The sequence below is a fragment of the Georgenia sp. Z1491 genome (genome assembly GCF_057652395.1).
In genome coordinates, this window is sequence record NZ_CM172729.1 from 3,164,278 (window position 1) to 3,181,294 (window position 17,017).

Genomic DNA, 17,017 nt, shown 5'->3' on the forward strand with positions numbered 1-17,017 from the left:
CCCGGCTACCGCCGCCGCGTGGGGCGCCTGGCGCCCCGGGCCCGCCAGCAGGCGGTGTGCCAGTGGCGGCGGTCCTCCGCGCCGGCCTCCGCTCCCCAGATGTGCTCGGCCGGCCAGGCGACGACGTGCGAGGTGCCGGGGCCGATCTCCTGGTCGCAGCCGGGGCAGCGGTAGGTCTTGTCCGAGCTGCGCACCGTGCGGACCTTGAAGTCCTCGCCGCCCGGGCCCGCCTCCTGACGCGGGAGGGAGCCGAGGCGGTCCATGTCCAACGGGACGTGCCCGCCGGAATAGGGGCGCTTCCCCGAGCGCCGGTTACGCGCCATCAGGACGCCGTGGCGAGCAGTCCGCGGACGTCCGCACCGTCCGTCGCCGCCCGGCGCGCGGCCTCCTCGTGCGCGGCGAGCCCGGGGCCGTGGCCGACCTCGCCCGCACCGGTGGGGACCAGTCCGAGCAGCGGGGTGCCGAGGTAGGCGTTGTCCAGCGCGGCGAGGACCTCGTAGAGGCCGGACGGGTCCGCCTCCCGGCCGCCCGGTGTCCTGCCGGCGTGGACGAGCTCGACGTCGTCCGCGCCGGGGGTCCCGGCCGGCCGCACCGTGGTCCCCGCACCGGTGGCGTCCGCCCGGTCTCGGCCCGCGCGCCGGGCGGTGCGGGTGCCGGAGTGCTCGACGACGAGGACGTCGAGCCCGCGGCGGATCGCCACGAGGTCGCCGGGGCGGACGTGGTCCCACCCCGCCGGCGCGGTCGCCGCGCGGGCCTCGACGGGGTAGCTGCCGTCGAGCAGCGGTCCCAGCACGACGTGGTTGGTCAGGAGGTCGGCCTCGAGCGCGGCGGCGAGGTCCGGGGCCGAGGACGGGTCGGCGGGGCGGGTCACCTCGAGGTGCACGGCGGTCCCGACGACGCCGGCGCCCGCCTCGCGCAGGGCGGTCGCCGCGGCGCCGTGGCCGAGCAGCGCGTGGTGCAGGGCGGCGAGCGTGCGGCCCACGTCGCCGGCGCCGGCGGTCCGGGCGACCCGGAGCGGGTCGCGCACGGTGAGCCAGGCGGCGACGTCGTGGGTCCCGGCCGCAGCCACGGCGGCCCGGGCGAGCTCGGCACGGCGGCCGACGCTCTCCCGCGTCGGGTCGGGGTCCGGCGCGAGGACGACGACGCAGGCCCGTCCGGCGTCGGCCGCGCGAGCGATCTGCGCGGCGAACACCTCCGCGGCGGCCGCGCCGCCGTCCACGAGGGAGTCCTCGGCGTCGACCAGCTCGACGGCCCCGGGGGCGAGCCAGCCGCCGGCGGGGAGAAGGTCGGCGCCGGGCCGTTCGTCGTCGGCGGCGGGCCGTGCGCCGGGGGCGCTGGTGCTCACGGCGCCTCCTAGAACAGGCGGGAGTCGACGTCGTCGACCCCGCGCATCGCGTCGTAGTCCAGCACGAGGCACCGGATTCCGCGGTCCTCGGCGAGCGTGCGCGCCTGGGGCTTGATCTGCTGCGCCGCGAACACCCCGCGGATCGGGCTGAGCAGCGGGTCCCGGCCCAGGAGGTCGAGGTAGCGGGTGAGCTGCTCGACTCCGTCGATGCCGCCGACCCGCTTGATCTCGACCGCCACGGCCCCGCCCTCGGGGTCCCGCACGAGCAGGTCGACCGGGCCGATCGGCGTGGGGTGCTCGCGGCGCACGAGGCGGTGCCCGGCACCGAGGAGCTCGACCTGCTCCGCCAGCAGCACCTGGAGGTGGGCCTCGACGCCGTCCTTGACCAGGCCCGGGTCGACGCCGAGCTCGACGCTCGTGTCCGAGATGACCTCGTGCAGCCGCACCACGAGCCGGTCGTCGGTCTTCGCGGCGCTGACCTCCCACACGAGCGTGGTGCCGCTCTCGGTCTCGACCGCGTCGGGCTCGCGCTCCTTGAGGGTGCAGGGCGCCGTCATCCAGTTCAGCGGCTTGTAGCTGCCGCCGTCGGAGTGGATGAGCACCGAGCCGTCCGCCTTGACCATGATGAGGCGCGGGGCGAGCGGGAGGTGCGCCGACAGCCGGCCCGAGTAGTCGACGGAGCAACGGGCGAAGACGGTACGCACGGTCGACCACGTTACCCCGCCGCGCCGGCGCCCGGTCCGCGCGCGGCGGGCCCCGGGCGCTGCGGACGCGCACGGAGCCTCAGGTACTGCGGTGAGGAGCCTCAGGTACCGCGGACACGGGGCGGGGCGCCCTCGCTCCAGCCCACGAGCGCCTGCACGGCGGACGGGGCCAGGCGCAGCTGCGCGGTGCGCCGTCCGTCGCTGAGGGTGAGCTGGACGACCGGGCGGCCACCCGGGTCGGGGGGCCGGGGGTCGTACCCGCGCAGCTCGAGCGCGGTGCGGTCCATGCGCAACCGGGGCCGCACCGCCAACGAGGCGAACTGGTACCACAGGAGGTCGGTCGCACCGAGCTGGGCGAGCCCGCGTCGCCACCGGTCCTCACCGGTGCGCAGGCGGCACTCGACCGTGCCGCCGCGCCGGTAGAGGCGCAGCGCCCGCCACAGCAGGGCGCACGCCAGGGCCGCGCACACGGCGAGGACGGCAAGGATCCCCAGGACCACCAACCATCCGGTGCGCGGCATCGGCGGCCTAGGCGAGCGTGCTATCGTCCGACGCCGGCTCGGCGTCGAGCACGCCGACCTCGGCGTCCTCGTCGGCCACGACGACGGTGACGACGTCGTCGTCGACCGAGACGAATCCCCCGTGCACGTCGAGGGAGACCGTCGACCCGTCCGACGTCACCCTCGCCGTGCCGGGCAGGAGCACCGCGAGCACCGGCTCGCGCCCCGGCAGCACGCCGAGCTCTCCCTCGGCGGCGGGCACGACGACGGAGGACGCCTCCCCCGACCACAGCACCCCGGTCGGCGAGACGACGTCGACGGTCAGCGATCCGTTGCCGGCCACGTCAGCGCTCGTCGGCCTGGATCTTGGACCATGCGCGCTCGAGGTCCTCGATACCGCCGATGTTGAAGAACGCCTGCTCCGGCACGTGGTCGTACTGGCCGTCCGCGATGCGCTTGAACGCCTCGACGGTCTCGGCGACCGGCACGGTCGAGCCCTCCACGCCCGTGAACTTGATGGCGGTGTAGGTGTTCTGCGACAGGTACTGCTCGATGCGGCGCGCACGCGCGACCGTCACCTTGTCCTCCTCGCCGAGCTCGTCGACGCCGAGGATCGCGATGATGTCCTGCAGCTCCTTGTTCTTCTGCAGGATCGACTTCACGCGCGTGGCGACCTCGTAGTGCTCCTGGCCCACGAACTCCGGCGCGAGGATGCGCGAGGTGGAGGTCAGCGGGTCCACGGCCGGGTACAGGCCGCGCGAGGCGATGTCGCGGGAGAGCTCCGTGGTGGAGTCCAGGTGCGCGAACGTGGTCGCCGGGGCGGGGTCCGTGTAGTCGTCCGCGGGGACGTAGATCGCCTGCAGCGAGGTGATCGAGTGGCCGCGGGTGGAGGTGATGCGCTCCTGGAGCTGGCCCATCTCGTCCGCGAGGGTGGGCTGGTAGCCCACGGCGGAGGGGACACGGCCGAGCAGCGTGGAGACCTCGGAGCCCGCCTGCGTGAAGCGGAAGATGTTGTCGATGAACAGCAGCACCTCCTGCTGCTGGACGTCGCGGAAGTACTCCGCCATCGTCAGCGCCGAGAGGGCGACGCGCAGGCGCGTACCCGGGGGCTCGTCCATCTGGCCGAACACGAGGGCGGTCTTGTCGAAGACCCCGGCGTCGTCCATCTCCTCGATGAGGTCGTTGCCCTCACGGGTACGCTCACCGACACCGGCGAACACCGACACACCGCCGTGGTCCTGCGCGACGCGCTGGATCATCTCCTGGATGAGGACCGTCTTGCCGACGCCGGCGCCACCGAACAGGCCGATCTTCCCGCCCTGGACGTACGGGGTGAGCAGGTCGATGACCTTGATGCCGGTCTCGAACATCGTCGTCGAGCCCTCGAGCTCGTCGAACCGCGGGGGCTGGCGGTGGATGGGCCAGCGCTCGGTCACCTCGAGGGTCTCGCCCTCCGCGAGGTTGAGCGGCTCGCCGGTGACGTCGAAGACGTGCCCCTTGGTCACGTCGCCGACGGGCACCGAGATCGGCGCACCGGTGTCGCGGACCTCGCCGCCGCGGACGAGGCCGTCGGTCGGCTTGAGCGCGATGGCGCGCACGAGGTGGTCGCCGAGGTGCTGGGCGGTCTCGAGCGTGATCTCGGCGGCCTCCTCCTGCCCGGGCAGGTGGAGCGTGGTCTTCAGCGCGTTGTAGACCTCGGGGATCTGGCCGGCCGGGAACTCGACGTCGACGACGGCACCGATCACTCGGGCGATGCGGCCGACGCCGGCGGTCTCGGCCTGCGGCGTCTCGGACTGGGTGGCGGTCATGAGTTTCGTCCTCGGTCTCGGGTGCTCGGAAGTGTGGGGGTCGGGTGGGTCAGCTCGCGCTCAGCGCGTCGACGCCCGAGACGATCTCGGAGATCTCCTGGGTGATCTCACCCTGCCGCGCCTGGTTCGCCAGCCGCGTGTAGTCGCGGATGATGTCCTCCGCGTTCTCGGTCGCCGTGTGCATCGCGCGCTGGCGCGAGGCCAGCTCGGAGGCCGCCGCCATGAGCAGCTGGGCGCGGATGCGGTTGGAGACGTACATCGGGAGGAGCTGGTCGAGCACGTCCTCGGGGCTCGGCTCGAACTCGTAGAGCGGCAGCGCCTTCGACGTCGGCTCGGCGACACCCTCGACCACCTCGAGCGGAAGGACGCGGCGACGCTGGACGACCTGCGTGACCATCGACTGGAACCGGGTGAACACGACGTGCAGCTCGCTCACCCCGCCCTCGCCCGGCTCGGCCCGGTAGGCGCCGAGCAGGGTCTGCGCGATCTCCTGGGAGACCGCGACCGAGGGGCTGTCGGACTCACCGGTCCAGGTCGCCACGACCTCGCGACCGCGGAACTTGAAGTAGCTCTCGCCCCGGCGGCCGAAGACGTACAGCCGGGGGGTCTTGCCCTCGGCCTCCAGCTCCTCGAGCAGGCGCTCGGCCTCCCGCAGCACGGTCGCCGAGTAGGCGCCCGCCATGCCGCGGTCGGAGGTAACGACGAGCACCGCGACGTCCGTGGTGTCGTCGCGACCCGAGATCAGCGGGTGGTCGAGATCCGCGTGCGACGCGACGGCCGACACCGCGCGGATGAGCGCGGCGGTGTAGGGGTCGGACCCGAGCGCGGCGTCCCGGGCCTTGCCGATCCGTGAGGCCGCGATGAGCTCCATCGCGCGGAAGACCTTCTTGAGCGTCTGGGTCGCCCGGATCTTCTGCTTGTAGACGCGCTGCTGTCCCGCCATGGATCAGGCCTTGGCCCTGACGATCTGCTCCTGCGCGACCTCGGCCTCGGACTCCTCCTCGCCCTCGACCTCCTCGAGCAGCTTGCCCTCCCCGGTGGTGAACCCGGAGCGGAAGTCCTCGACGCCGGCCTGCAGCGCCTGGAGGGTGTCGTCGTCGAGCTTGCCGGTGGAGACGATCGCGTCGAGCACGGAGGTGGTCGAGCGCAGGTGGTCGATCAGCTCGGTCTCGAAGCGGGACACGTCGCTCACCTCGACGTCGTCGAGGTAGCCGTTCGTTCCCGCCCAGATGGAGACGACCTGGTCCTCCACCGGGTACGGGCTGGACTGCTGCTGCTTGAGCAGCTCCATGAGGCGCTCGCCGCGGGTGAGCTGCTGGCGGGTCGTCGGGTCCAGGTCCGAGGCGAACATGGCGAACGAGGCCATGGCTCGGTACTGGGCGAGCGTGATCTTCAGCGTGCCCGCGACCTTCTTCATCGCCTTGATCTGCGCGTCACCACCGACCCGGGACACCGAGATGCCGACGTCGACGGCGGGACGCTGGTTCGAGTTGAACAGGTCCGACTGCAGAAAGATCTGGCCGTCGGTGATCGAGATGACGTTGGTCGGGATGTACGCCGAGACGTCGTTGCCCTTGGTCTCGATGATCGGCAGACCGGTCATCGACCCGGAGCCGAGCTCGTCGTTCAGCTTCGCGCAGCGCTCGAGCAGCCGGGAGTGCAGGTAGAAGACGTCGCCCGGGTAGGCCTCACGGCCCGGCGGGCGGCGCAGCAGCAGGGACACGGCGCGGTAGGCCTCGGCCTGCTTCGACAGGTCGTCGAACACGATGAGGACGTGCTTGCCGCCGTACATCCAGTGCTGGCCGATGGCCGAGCCCGTGTAGGGGGCGATGTACTTGAAGCCGGCCGGGTCCGACGCGGGCGAGGCGACGATCGTCGTGTACTCCAGCGCGCCGGCGTCCTCGAGCGTCTTGCGGACCGCCGCGATCGTCGAGCCCTTCTGGCCGATGGCGACGTAGACGCAGCGGACCTGCTTGGCCGGGTCGCCCGAGTCCCAGTTGGCCTTCTGGTTGAGGATCGCGTCCAGGGCGATCGCCGTCTTGCCGGTCTTGCGGTCGCCGATGATGAGCTGACGCTGGCCGCGACCGATCGGGATCATCGCGTCGATGGCCTTGAGGCCCGTCTGCAGCGGCTCGTGGACCGACTTGCGGGCCATGACGCCGGGGGCCTGGAGCTCGAGCGCGCGGCGCCCCTGGAGCTCGGTGATCTCGCCGAGGCCGTCGATCGGCTTGCCGAGCGGGTCGACCACGCGACCGAGGTAGCCGTCTCCGACCGGGACCGAGAGCACCTCGCCGGTGCGGTGCACCTCCTGGCCCTCCTCGATGGCGGTGTACTCGCCGAGGACGACGACACCGATGTGGCGCTCCTCGAGGTTCATCGCCAGGCCGAGCGTACCGTCCTCGAAGCGCAGCAGCTCGTTGGCCATCGCGCCGGGGAGGCCCTCGACGGTCGCGATACCGTCCGCGGCGGAGATCACGTGGCCGATCTCGTCCGTGCTCGCGGCCCCCGGCTCGTAGGAGCTCACGAAGCTGTCCAGGGCCGCCCGGATCTCGTCGGGGCGGATCGTCAGCTCTGCCATCTCAAGTGTCCTTGTCCTCGTCCGGTCCCTCGTGGGGCCCGATTGTGTTCCTGCGTGTGGGGTCGATCAGCCGGCGATGCGCCGGTGCGCCTCGTCCAGGCGCGTGCGGACGGTGCCGTCCAGGATCGTGTGACCGACCTCGACGCGCAGACCCCCGATGATCGCGGGGTCGATGTCGACGTGCAGCGCGATGTCGCTGCCGTGCTCGCGGGCGAGCGCGGCGACGAGCCGCTCGCGCTGCTCGCCCGTGAGTGGGACGGCCGCCGTGACGCGGGCGACCTTGCGGTCGCGCCGCTCGGCCGCGCGTTCGGCGGCGTGGGTCAGCGCGCTGAGCACCGAGCGCTCGTGGAGCGAGCCGACACCGCGGCGGGCGATGAGCAGCGCCGCCGGCGAGATGCGCTCGCCGAGCACCCGGGTCAGGAGCTCGCGGCGACCGGCCAGGTCCCGCGCCTCCTCGGCCAGCGCCACCTCGAGGTCGGGCGAGCCGGCGATGACGCCGCGCACGTCGAGCAGCTCCGCGCCGAGCGCGTCGAGCCCGTCGCCCCGCTCGGCCGCCGCGAGGACCGTGTCCTGCCCGAGGGTCTCGAGGGCCTCGACGATGTCCAGGTCCGCCGACCAGCGCTCGCGCGCCAGCCCGGCGACGAGATCGGTCACGCGGCCGTCCACGGAGTCGCCCAGGACGCGCACCGCGAGCGCGGCCCGGTCCTCGCCGGAGCGGGACGGGTCGGTCATCGCGCGCCGCACGGCCGTGCTCTCGGCGAGCAGGTCCGCGACCGCGAAGACCGTCCCCGCGAGGTCGAACGCGTCATCGGCCTCCCGGACGACCGGGTCCCAGCGACCCTGAGCCTGCCCGAGGGCGACGGAGCTGGAGGCGCGCATGACGATCAGCCCTCCTGGGTCGTGCTGGTGGTGCGGGTGGTGGCGCCGGCGGTGTTCTGCTGCTCGAGGTCGTCGAGGAACCGGTCGACCACGCGGGACTGGGCGGCGGAGTCCGCGAGGGACTCCCCCACGATCCGCGAGGCCAGCTCCACGGCGAGCGTGCCGACGTCGCTGCGCAGGCTCTGCGCGGCCTGACGGCGCTCCGCCTCGATCTGGCGCTCGGCCGCGGCCGTGGTGCGCTCGGCCTCGTCCTGCGCCTTGCGCTGGGCCTCGGCCTCGATCTCCTTGCCGCGGGCGTTGGCCCGCTCGCGGATGCCGGCCGCCTCGCGGCGCGCCTCGGCCAGCTCGCTGGCCGAGGACTCCTCGGCGTTGGCGAGCATCGCCTCGGCGTCCTCCGCCTTGCGCAGGCCCTCGGCGATCTTGTCGGACCGCTCGTCGAGGATGCCGGTGAGGCGCGGTACGCCCCAGCGGACGACCGCGAAGGCGATGACTGCGACGACCACCAGCGACCAGATGATGTCGTACCAGGCCGGGATGAGGAGGTCGAGACCGTCCCTCACCCCCGCGACGACGTTGCCGCTGGCAGGCATCAGAAGATGAGGCCCGCGATGAGGCCGAGCAGACCGAGAGCCTCGGCGAACGCGGCACCGATGAACATGTTGGTCATCAGGCGGCCCGCGACCTCGGGCTGGCGGGCGGTGGCCTCCTGGGTCTTGCCGACGAGGTAGCCGATGCCGATGCCGGGGCCGATCGTGCCGAGGCCGTAACCAACTGCGGAGAGCGAGCCGTCCATGTGGTGGTTCCTTACTTGTGTGGGTGTGGATCGGTCTGGTGTGGAGTGTGCCGGCCGTGGCCGGATGCGGGTCCGGCCTAGTGGTCGGACACGGAGAGCTGGATGTACACGGCGGAGAGCAGCGTGAAGATGTAGGCCTGCAGCGCGCTGATGAAGATCTCGAACAGCGTGAATCCCAGCCCGGCCACGAGAGTGACACCGCCGAGGCCGGCCATCACGCCGCTCGCCTGGAAGAAGAAGAAGTGCGTGGCCGAGAAGCACAGCACGAGCAGGATGTGCCCGGACATCATGTTGGCCAGCAGACGGATGGTGAGCGTCACCGGCCGCAGGAGGAAGGTCGAGATGAACTCGATGGGCGTGAGGATGATGTAGATCGGCTTCGGCACGCCCGCCGGGAAGAGCTGGCCGCCGAAGAACTTCCCCGCGCCGCGCTCCCTGATGCCGGCGTACATGAAGGCGATCCACGCGATGATCGCGAACGTCAGCGGAAGACCGACGACTGACGTTCCCGCGATGTTGAGGAACGGGATCACGCCCGTCATGTTGAAGAACAGGACGCCGACGAAGATCACGGTGAGCAGGGGCGTGTACTTGCGGCCCAGCCGTTCGCCGAGCGAGTCGAAGGCGATGTTGCGGCGCACGAACTCCTGGGCGAGCTCCATCAGTGACTGAGCCCGGCCGGGCACGAGCCGCAGCCTCCGGGTACCCAGCCAGATGACGAGGACCAGGGCGGCCACGGCGACGAATCGGACCAGCATGATCCGGTTGAGGGCGAACGGCGTGCCCTCGAAGAGGAACGGCTCGGGGAAGAACTCCTCGAGACCCGGCGCGTGCCAGCCCTCGCCCCCCTCGGCGGTGACGATGCGGACGTGCGCGGCAGTGGCGGCGTTCGTCAACGCATTCAGCACAGGTCGTCTCCCGGGGTCATGGTGGGCGGCGCGTGCGGCACACCTCGAGAGCTCCCTCGTAGCGCACCGACGGCAGTCAGACTAACCCATTCCGACTGGCCCTCCACCCCCGATCTCGGGGCCCACGACGCGACACCCGTCACGTTCTGGGCCGTCCGGCGTCGGGCCGACGGACGCCCCCGCGGACCTCGACGTCAGTCCTCGACGTCGGGCCTCGCCGGCGGTGAGGTGTAGGGGATCCGCGCCGTCATCACGGCGTGGGAGTCGATGAGGACCGAGCCGAGGACCGCGATCGCGGCGGAGCCGAAGAGCACCCCGCGGTGGAAGAAGTCGGCGTCGCGCACCGCGAGCAGGACGAGGATGACCAGCACGGTCTTGAGCAACCACGAGCCCATGACGGCGATGACCATGAGGTCGAGCGGGCGCTTCGCGGCCGCCCGGACGGCCACGACGGTGGTCACGGCGAAGATCGCGGCGAGGCCGGTGCCGATGACGCCGCCCCACATGCCACGCGTCCCGCCGACGAGAAGCCCGATCCCGATGGACAGGGCCGCGACGACGAGGAGGAAGAGCACGAGCCGTTTGAGGATGCCGGTGAAGAGCTCCGGCGGCAGAGCGGGGTCGTTGGGGTCCCTCGGCCGCGGGGCGGCCGCCTCCGAGCCGGTGCCTGCATCCGCGTCGGTGCCTGCGTCCGACGTCGGTGGGGCCTCGTCCGCGCCCGGGGTCCGTCGGGTCTGGTCCGCGCCGTCGTCGGCCGTCGGGTCGTTGGTGGTCGGGTCGGTCACGTGGAGCTCCTGGGGCTGGACTTGCGGTGGGCGGGCAGGAGACGCGCGGTGAGCACGAGCGCGACGAGCGCGGCACCGCCGGCGCCGATCGCGACCTGCGCGAGGGGGAAGAAGGCGAGGGAGACCGCGGTGCCGGACACGACCGCGGTCCACAGGTGGAGGATTGCGACCGCGGCGCGGTGGCTGTGCCCGAGCCGGAGCAGCCGGTGGTGGAGGTGCGAGGCGTCCGCGTCGAACGGGGAGCGTCCGTCGACCACGCGGCGCACCACCGAGGTGACGATCTCGATGAGCGGGACCGCGAGCACGGCGACGGGGATGAGGATCGGCACGAACGCCGGCAGGGCGCGGCTCGTGGATACGGCCGAGGGGTCGATCTGGCCCGTGACGACGATGGCCGCACCGGAGAGCACGAGGCCGAGGAACATCGCGCCGGAGTCGCCCATGAAGATGCGGGCGGGGTGCAGGTTGTGCGGGAGGAAGCCCAGGCACGCCCCGGCGAGCGCGGCGAGGATCGCCGAGGCGACGTTCGCGTAGTTGCCCGGCGAGGCGTCCCGCGCCAGCAGGTAGGTGAACAGGAAGAACGACGAGGCGCCGATGAGGATCATGCCTGCGGCCAGCCCGTCGAGACCGTCGACGAAGTTCACGGCGTTGACCACGACGACGACGATGAGCACCGTCGCCAGCAGCGAGAAGCCCGAGGAGCCGATGGTCAGGCCGAAGATCGGGAACGTGATGAGCTGGACGCCCTGCCAGGCCATGAGGCCCGCCGCGAGGAACTGGCCGGCGAGCTTCGTCAGCCAGTCGAGGTCCCACACGTCGTCGGCCACGCCGATCAGGCAGATGACGCACGCGCCGAGGAGGATGCCCCACGCCTGCGAGGACTGGGCGAACACGTCCTCGAGGTACGGGATGCGCGAGGCGAGCAGCATCGCTCCGCCGAACCCGAGAAGCATCGCGAGGCCGCCGAGCCGCGGGGTGGGCACCGCGTGGACGTCGCGGTCCCGCACGGCGGTCAGCGCACCCACGCGGACGGCGACGCGCCGCAGGACCGGGGTGAGCAGGTAGGTGACGACGGCGGCGAGCGCCGTGACGAGCAGGTAGGTCCTCATGCCGGGGCGGGCGAGCCCGCCTCACCGCCCGGACCGGCGTCCCCGGTCTCGGCGAGCTCGGGCACGACCTCGGCGAGCGTGGCGAGGGACAGCGCGCCGAGCCGCAGGACCCGCACGGTCTCCCCGGTGAGGTCGAGGATGGTCGACGGCTCGCCGGCGCCGACCGCGCCCGCGTCCAGGTAGACGGCGACCGACCCGCCCAGCTGCTCGCGTGCGTCGGCGCATGTGCCGGGCGGCGGGTGGCCGGTGCGGTTCGCCGAGGAGACCGCGGTCGGCCCTGCGCGGCGCAGGAGCTCTCGCGCCAGCTCGTCGTCGGGCATCCGCACGGCCACGGTGCCCCGGGTGTCGCCCAGGTCCCAGCTCAGCGCGGGCTGGGACCGGCACACGAGCGTGAGGGCTCCGGGCCAGAAGCGTTCGGCCAGCGCGTGGGCGGAGTGAGGCAGGTGCGTGGTCAGGGCGGGCAGGACGGCGAGGTCGCCGACGAGAACGGGGGGCGGCTTGTCGCGGCCGCGTCCCTTGGCGGCCTGGAGCACCTCGACGGCGGCCGGGTCGAAGGCGTTGGCGGCGACCCCGTAGACGGTGTCCGTCGGCAGCACGACGAGCTCACCGCGGCCGAGCGCCGACACGGCGGCGTCGAGGCCGACCGCGCGCTCGCGCGCGGAGGACGTGTCGAAGACGGTCACGGGGCCGAGTGTTCCACGCCTGCCCCCGGGTGCCCGGGCGCGCTCGCCGTGAGGAACCGCTCGCGACCGGTGAGGTCCCGGTGGGTGCGCGCCTCGGCCAGGCCGAGCGCGCGGGCGTGGTCGCGCAGCGCGGCCCCCTGCTCCTCGGAGTGCTCCACGATCGCGACGCCGCCGGGCGCGAGCAGGTCCCGGGCGCGCGCGAGCACGGCGCGCGGCACGTCGAGTCCGTCGGAACCCCCGCCGTACAGGGCCCGCGAGGGGTCGTGGACGCGCACCTCCGGGTCGCGCGGAACCGCGTCGTCGGGCACGTAGGGCGGGTTGGACACGACGACGTCGCACGTCCCCTCCAGCTCCGGCAGGGCGCTGCGCGCGTCCCCCCGCGCGAGCCGCACCCGCGGGGCGTGCCGCTCGACGTTGCGCCGGGCGATCGCCAGTGCGTCGGCCGAGAGCTCGACGGCGTGGACCTCGGCGGTGGCGACCTCGGTGGCCACGGCCAGGGCGATCGCCCCGGAGCCGGTGCACAGGTCGACGACGACGGGCCGACGACCGTCGCGGGCGGCTGCACGCGCGGCGTCGACCGCGGCGCCGGCGACGAGCTCGGTCTCGGGCCGCACGACGAACGCGCCGGGCCCGGCGTGCAGCTCGAGCCGGCGGAAGTGCATCCGGCCGGTGATGTGCTGCAGCGGCTCGCGGGCGGCGCGGCGCTCGACCGCGTGGGCGTAGTCGCCGACCTGGTCGGGCGTGGGGGCGGGCGCCATGAGCAGCGGGGAGAGGCCGGCGACGTGCTCGGCGAGCAGGCGGGCGTCGACCTCCGGGCTCGGCACCCCGGCCTCCGCGAGCAGCCGGGCGGCGCCCGAGACGGCCGCGCGCCAGGTGGGCGCCGCGGGGTTCACGACCCGGAGGCGTCGGCCAGGCGGGCCGCCTCGTCGGCCTCGACGGCGGAGGCGACGACGGGGCCGAGGTCGCCGTCGAGCACCTGGTCGAGGTTGTACGCCTTGAACCCGGTGCGGTGGTCGGCGATGCGGTTCTCGGGGAAGTTGTAGGTGCGAATCCGCTCGGAGCGGTCCACGGTGCGCACCTGGGAGCGGCGGGCGTCGGCCGCCTCGGCCTCGAGCCGCGCGTTGCGCTCGGCGAGGAGGCGCGCGCGCAGCACCCGCATCGCGGCCTCGCGGTTCTGCAGCTGGGACTTCTCGTCCTGCATGGACACGACGATGCCGGTGGGCTCGTGGGTGATCCGCACGGCCGAGTCGGTGGTGTTGACGGACTGGCCGCCGGGGCCGGAGGACCGGTAGACGTCGATCCGCAGGTCGTTCGGGTCGATCTCGATCTCGCCCGGGTCGTCGACCTCGGGCAGCGCGAGGACGCCGGCGGCGGAGGTGTGGATGCGTCCCGCGGACTCGGTGACGGGGACGCGCTGCACGCGGTGCACGCCGCCCTCGTACTTCAGGCTCGCCCACGCGCCGTCCTCCGGCGCGACGTCGCCGCGCGTGCGCACGGACAGGGCCGCGTCCTTGACGCCGCCGAGCCCGGTCTCGGTGAGGCTGAGGACCTGGGTGGTCCAGCCGCGCCGCTCCGCGTAGCGGGTGTACATCCGCAGCAGGTCGCCGGCGAAGAGGGCGGACTCGTCCCCGCCCTCGCCGGCCTTGATCTCGAGGATGACGTCGCGGGAGTCGTCGGGGTCCCGCGGCAGCAGGACGTCACGCAGGTGCTCGAGGGCGTCGGCGTGCACCGCCTCGAGGTCGGCGAGCTCGGCGCGGAGCTGGTCGGCCTCCTCGCCCGTCGAGAGCTCGATGAGCTCCACGGCGGCGGCGAGGTCCTCGCGGGCGGCCTGCTCCGCGGCGGCCGCGGCACTCACGCGGGACAGCTCGGCGTAGCGACGGGCCAGGGCACGGGCGCGGCCGGCGTCGGAGTGGACGTCGGGGTCCGCCAGGGCGACCTCGAGCTCAGCGTGCTCCGCGAGCAGCGGCGACAGCGCCTCGGTGAGCTCGGGGCTGCTCATGGGGTCCTTCCGGCGAGGAACGCGGTGCGGCGGATGCCCGCGCGGCGGGCGCGCGGGTGCGGGGACGAACGAGCGCCGGTGGCGACGCCGCCGGTGGGGCGGCGCCGCCACCGGCGCGTCGTGGAAGCTAGCTGGCGGACTTCTTCTTGCCGTAGCGGGCCTCGAAGCGGGCCACGCGACCACCGGTGTCGAGGATCTTCTGCTTGCCCGTGTAGAACGGGTGGCACGCGCTGCACACCTCGACGTTGATCGAGCCGGACGTGGCGGTCGACCGCGTCTCGAAGGTGTTCCCGCACGTGCACGTCACCGTGGTGGCGACGTAGTCGGGGTGGATGCCCTGCTTCATGTGGATCTCCAAGGGGTTTCACGGCGGACCGGGTCGCCGCGCTGGTGCGTGGCGTGAACCGGAGGCCGACGGGACATTCTGCCAGGCCGTGGCTGCCCGTGTCAGGGGCGGGCCACGTGACGTGCGTCGCCGGGGCGACGCACGCCGGGTCGTCGCTACTGGATGGCGTAGTCCGGGTCGGAGTTCGACGGCGTGGTGGGCGTGTTCTTCTGCACCGTCATGAGGAACTCCGCGTTGGACGTGGTCTCGCGCAGCTTGCCGAGCAGCAGGTCCGAGGACTGCTGCAGGTCGAGCGCACCCATGACGCGGCGGAGCTTCCACATGATCTTCAGCTCCTCGGGCGCCATGAGCAGCTCCTCGCGGCGCGTGCCGGAGGCGTTGACGTCGACGGCGGGGAAGATCCGCTTGTCGGCCAGCTGGCGCGACAGGCGCAGCTCCATGTTGCCGGTGCCCTTGAACTCCTCGAAGATCACCTCGTCCATCTTCGAGCCGGTCTCGACCAGCGCCGAGGCGAGGATGGTCAGCGAGCCGCCGTGCTCGATGTTGCGGGCCGCGCCGAAGAACTTCTTCGGCGGGTAGAGGGCCGCGGCGTCCACGCCACCGGACAGGATGCGCCCCGAGGCGGGGGCGGCGAGGTTGTAGGCGCGCGAGAGCCGGGTCAGCGAGTCGAGCAGCACGACCACGTCCTGGCCGAGCTCGACCAGTCGCTTGGCGCGCTCGATGGCGAGCTCGGCGACGACGGTGTGGTCGGAGGCGGGCCGGTCGAAGGTCGAGGCGATGACCTCACCCTTGACCAGGCGCTGCATGTCGGTGACCTCCTCCGGGCGCTCGTCGACGAGGACGACCATGAGGTGCACGTCGGGGTTGTTCACCGCGATCGCGTTGGCGATCTGCTGCATGATGATCGTCTTGCCGGCCTTGGGCGGCGAGACGATGAGCCCGCGCTGGCCCTTGCCGATCGGCGAGACGAGGTCGATGACGCGCGGCGTGATCGCCTTCGGCGTCGTCTCCAGGCGGAGCTGGTCCTGGGGGTAGAGCGGGGTGAGCTTGCCGAACTCGGGGCGCTGCCGGGCCCGCTCGACGGTCATGCCGTTGACGGTGTCGAGGCGGACGAGCGGGTTGAACTTCTGCTTCTGGTTCCGGCCGCCGCGGCCGCCACCCCCGTGCCCGCCGGAGCCCTGGCCGCCGTTGTCGTCGCCGGTCTGGCGCACGGCACCGGTGACCGCGTCGCCGCGGCGCAGGCCGAACTTCCGCACCTGGTTGAGGGTGACGTAGACGTCGCTCGAGCCCGGCAGGTACCCGGAGGTCCGCACGAACGCGTACTGGTCGAGGATGTCGACGATGCCGGCGACGGGCAGCAGCACGTCGTCCGCGGAGACCTCGGTCTCCTCCACGACGATGTCCTGGTCCTGGTTGCCGCGACCACGACGGCGCCGGTCGCGGTTCCGGTCGCGGTTGCGCCGGCGACGCCCGCCGGGGCCGCCGTCGTCGTCCCAGTCGTTGCCGCGCTGGTTGTTCTGCCCGGAGCCCTCGCGGCGACGGGACGCCGCCTCGCCGAGGTCGTCGAGCGTGAAGTCGGGCCCGCCGGAGTCGTTGCCGCGTCGCTGCTGGCCGCGATCGCCCTGCTGGGAACGTCCCTGGTCGGAGCCGTTCTGCTGGGAGCCGTTCTGCCGGGAACCAGCCTGCCGGGAGCCACCCTGCTGCGAGCCGTTCTGGTCGGAGCCGCCCTGCTGGTCACGCCGCGGGTCGGAACCGTCCTGCTGGGCGCGCCCCTGGTCGCGCGCGCCCTGACGACCGCCGCCGGACCGGGCGTCATCGCCCCGCCGGCCGCGGGAGTCCGCGGAGTCGCCGGGAGCCTGGAGCACCGGCCCGCCCTGGCCGGTGCCCTCGCCGGCGGCGGGGCGGTCCGGGAGCTCGATACCGAGGTCGGGCAGGGCGTCGGCCCCGGCGCCGGACCCGGTCGGGGCCGAGACGGCCCGGCGCGAGCGGCGCTGGCGGGGCTCGGGGGACGTCCCGCCCTGCTCGGCGCCGGCACCCTGCGAACCCTGGTCCTGAGAGCCCTCGTCCTGCGAGCCCTGATCCTGCCGGTCCTGGGCGCGCGCGCCGCGGGACGAGGACCGGTCGGTCGACGGCTCGTCGCCCGAGGCGGAGCCCGCCGTGGTCGCCGCGGCCGGAGCCTCGCCGGCCGCCGTGGTCGCCGCGGCCGGAGCCTCGCCGGCCGGCGCGGAGCCCGACGCGGCGGACCGGCCGGCGCGGATCGCCTCGACGAGGTCGCTCTTCCGCATGCGGGCGGTGCCCTTGAGTCCCATCTGGGAGGCGATCGCCTGCAGCTCGGTGAGCTTGAGTGTGGTGAGCGCGCCCTGTCGGGCGGCGTCGATGGTGTCTGTCACGAGGTGCCTTTCCTCGGTCGGCGCCCGGCTTTGACCGGGTTCGCTGCACACCCGGCTCGGTGCCGGGGAGATAGGTCTGCGCTCCCGTTGCACGACACGCTCGGATGCGGTCGGAATCATGGAGGCTGCCCGGCTGCGTGGGACGAGGGAGTCGCGCGAGGCGGACGGCCTGTCCGGCACGTGCCGGTGG

The 17,017-nt window shown here is 73.2% G+C and carries 19 protein-coding genes; all 19 read right to left on the minus strand.

Features of this window, described 5'->3' with window-relative positions; genetic code table 11:
- Positions 1-5 precede the first annotated feature (5 nt).
- The 19 genes from AC24HA_RS14505 to rho all read right to left on the minus strand — a co-directional run bounded on the left by AC24HA_RS14505 (position 6) and on the right by rho (position 16,827).
- Positions 6-323, minus strand: coding sequence for a hypothetical protein (locus tag AC24HA_RS14505; RefSeq protein ID WP_425707889.1), 318 nt, complete (start codon positions 321-323; stop codon positions 6-8).
- Complete coding sequence (locus AC24HA_RS14510; RefSeq protein WP_425707888.1) at positions 323-1,345, minus strand: family 1 glycosylhydrolase; 1,023 nt, start codon at positions 1,343-1,345, stop codon at positions 323-325. Before AC24HA_RS14510 ends, AC24HA_RS14505 begins: the two co-directional genes overlap by 1 nt.
- Before the next feature lie 8 nt (positions 1,346-1,353).
- Positions 1,354-2,049 (minus strand): endonuclease NucS, encoded by a 696-nt coding sequence (gene nucS, locus AC24HA_RS14515; protein ID WP_425707887.1) that lies wholly within the window; start codon positions 2,047-2,049, stop codon positions 1,354-1,356.
- A 101-nt stretch (positions 2,050-2,150) separates the two neighbouring features.
- A complete protein-coding gene (locus AC24HA_RS14520) occupies positions 2,151-2,570 on the minus strand; it encodes a DUF2550 family protein (RefSeq protein WP_425707886.1) in 420 nt (139 codons plus the stop codon).
- Between the two features lie 7 nt (positions 2,571-2,577).
- A complete protein-coding gene (locus AC24HA_RS14525; RefSeq protein WP_425707885.1) occupies positions 2,578-2,892 on the minus strand; it encodes a F0F1 ATP synthase subunit epsilon in 315 nt (104 codons plus the stop codon).
- A 1-nt stretch (position 2,893) separates the two neighbouring features.
- Positions 2,894-4,357 (minus strand): F0F1 ATP synthase subunit beta, encoded by a 1,464-nt coding sequence (gene atpD, locus AC24HA_RS14530; protein ID WP_425707884.1) that lies wholly within the window; start codon positions 4,355-4,357, stop codon positions 2,894-2,896.
- A 49-nt stretch (positions 4,358-4,406) separates the two neighbouring features.
- Complete coding sequence (locus AC24HA_RS14535) at positions 4,407-5,300, minus strand: F0F1 ATP synthase subunit gamma (RefSeq protein ID WP_425707883.1); 894 nt, start codon at positions 5,298-5,300, stop codon at positions 4,407-4,409.
- Positions 5,301-5,303: 3 nt separating this feature from the next.
- Positions 5,304-6,935, minus strand: a complete 1,632-nt coding sequence (gene atpA / locus AC24HA_RS14540) for a F0F1 ATP synthase subunit alpha (RefSeq protein ID WP_425707882.1) — start codon at positions 6,933-6,935, stop codon at positions 5,304-5,306.
- Between the two features lie 66 nt (positions 6,936-7,001).
- Positions 7,002-7,814 (minus strand): F0F1 ATP synthase subunit delta, encoded by an 813-nt coding sequence (locus tag AC24HA_RS14545; RefSeq protein WP_425707881.1) that lies wholly within the window; start codon positions 7,812-7,814, stop codon positions 7,002-7,004.
- 5 nt (positions 7,815-7,819) lie between these two features.
- The gene (locus tag AC24HA_RS14550; protein ID WP_425707880.1) at positions 7,820-8,404 is read right to left on the minus strand and encodes a F0F1 ATP synthase subunit B; all 585 of its coding nucleotides are present in this window, start codon (positions 8,402-8,404) and stop codon (positions 7,820-7,822) included.
- Positions 8,404-8,607 (minus strand): ATP synthase F0 subunit C, encoded by a 204-nt coding sequence (atpE, locus tag AC24HA_RS14555; RefSeq protein WP_425707879.1) that lies wholly within the window; start codon positions 8,605-8,607, stop codon positions 8,404-8,406. The genes AC24HA_RS14550 and atpE overlap by 1 nt, the downstream gene beginning before the upstream one ends.
- A 77-nt stretch (positions 8,608-8,684) precedes the next feature.
- Positions 8,685-9,503 carry a F0F1 ATP synthase subunit A gene (atpB, locus tag AC24HA_RS14560; protein WP_425707878.1) on the minus strand — a complete coding sequence of 273 codons (819 nt, stop codon included), beginning with the start codon at positions 9,501-9,503 and terminating at the stop codon, positions 8,685-8,687.
- A gap of 206 nt (positions 9,504-9,709) precedes the next feature.
- A complete protein-coding gene (locus tag AC24HA_RS14565; RefSeq protein ID WP_425707877.1) occupies positions 9,710-10,300 on the minus strand; it encodes a Cg1360 family ATP-synthase-associated protein in 591 nt (196 codons plus the stop codon).
- The gene (locus tag AC24HA_RS14570; protein ID WP_425707876.1) at positions 10,297-11,409 is read right to left on the minus strand and encodes an MraY family glycosyltransferase; all 1,113 of its coding nucleotides are present in this window, start codon (positions 11,407-11,409) and stop codon (positions 10,297-10,299) included. Before AC24HA_RS14570 ends, AC24HA_RS14565 begins: the two co-directional genes overlap by 4 nt.
- On the minus strand, positions 11,406-12,092 hold the full coding sequence (locus tag AC24HA_RS14575) for an L-threonylcarbamoyladenylate synthase (protein ID WP_425707875.1): 687 nt from the start codon (positions 12,090-12,092) through the stop codon (positions 11,406-11,408). The genes AC24HA_RS14570 and AC24HA_RS14575 overlap by 4 nt, the downstream gene beginning before the upstream one ends.
- A complete protein-coding gene (prmC, locus tag AC24HA_RS14580; protein WP_425707874.1) occupies positions 12,089-12,985 on the minus strand; it encodes a peptide chain release factor N(5)-glutamine methyltransferase in 897 nt (298 codons plus the stop codon). Before prmC ends, AC24HA_RS14575 begins: the two co-directional genes overlap by 4 nt.
- A complete protein-coding gene (prfA, locus tag AC24HA_RS14585) occupies positions 12,982-14,091 on the minus strand; it encodes a peptide chain release factor 1 (protein ID WP_425707873.1) in 1,110 nt (369 codons plus the stop codon). The genes prmC and prfA overlap by 4 nt, the downstream gene beginning before the upstream one ends.
- Positions 14,092-14,218: 127 nt before the next feature.
- Positions 14,219-14,437, minus strand: coding sequence for a 50S ribosomal protein L31 (gene rpmE / locus AC24HA_RS14590; RefSeq protein ID WP_425707872.1), 219 nt, complete (start codon positions 14,435-14,437; stop codon positions 14,219-14,221).
- A gap of 155 nt (positions 14,438-14,592) precedes the next feature.
- Positions 14,593-16,827: a transcription termination factor Rho gene (gene rho / locus AC24HA_RS14595; RefSeq protein WP_425707871.1), complete on the minus strand. Its 2,235-nt coding sequence runs from the start codon at positions 16,825-16,827 to the stop codon at positions 14,593-14,595.
- Positions 16,828-17,017 lie beyond the last annotated feature (190 nt).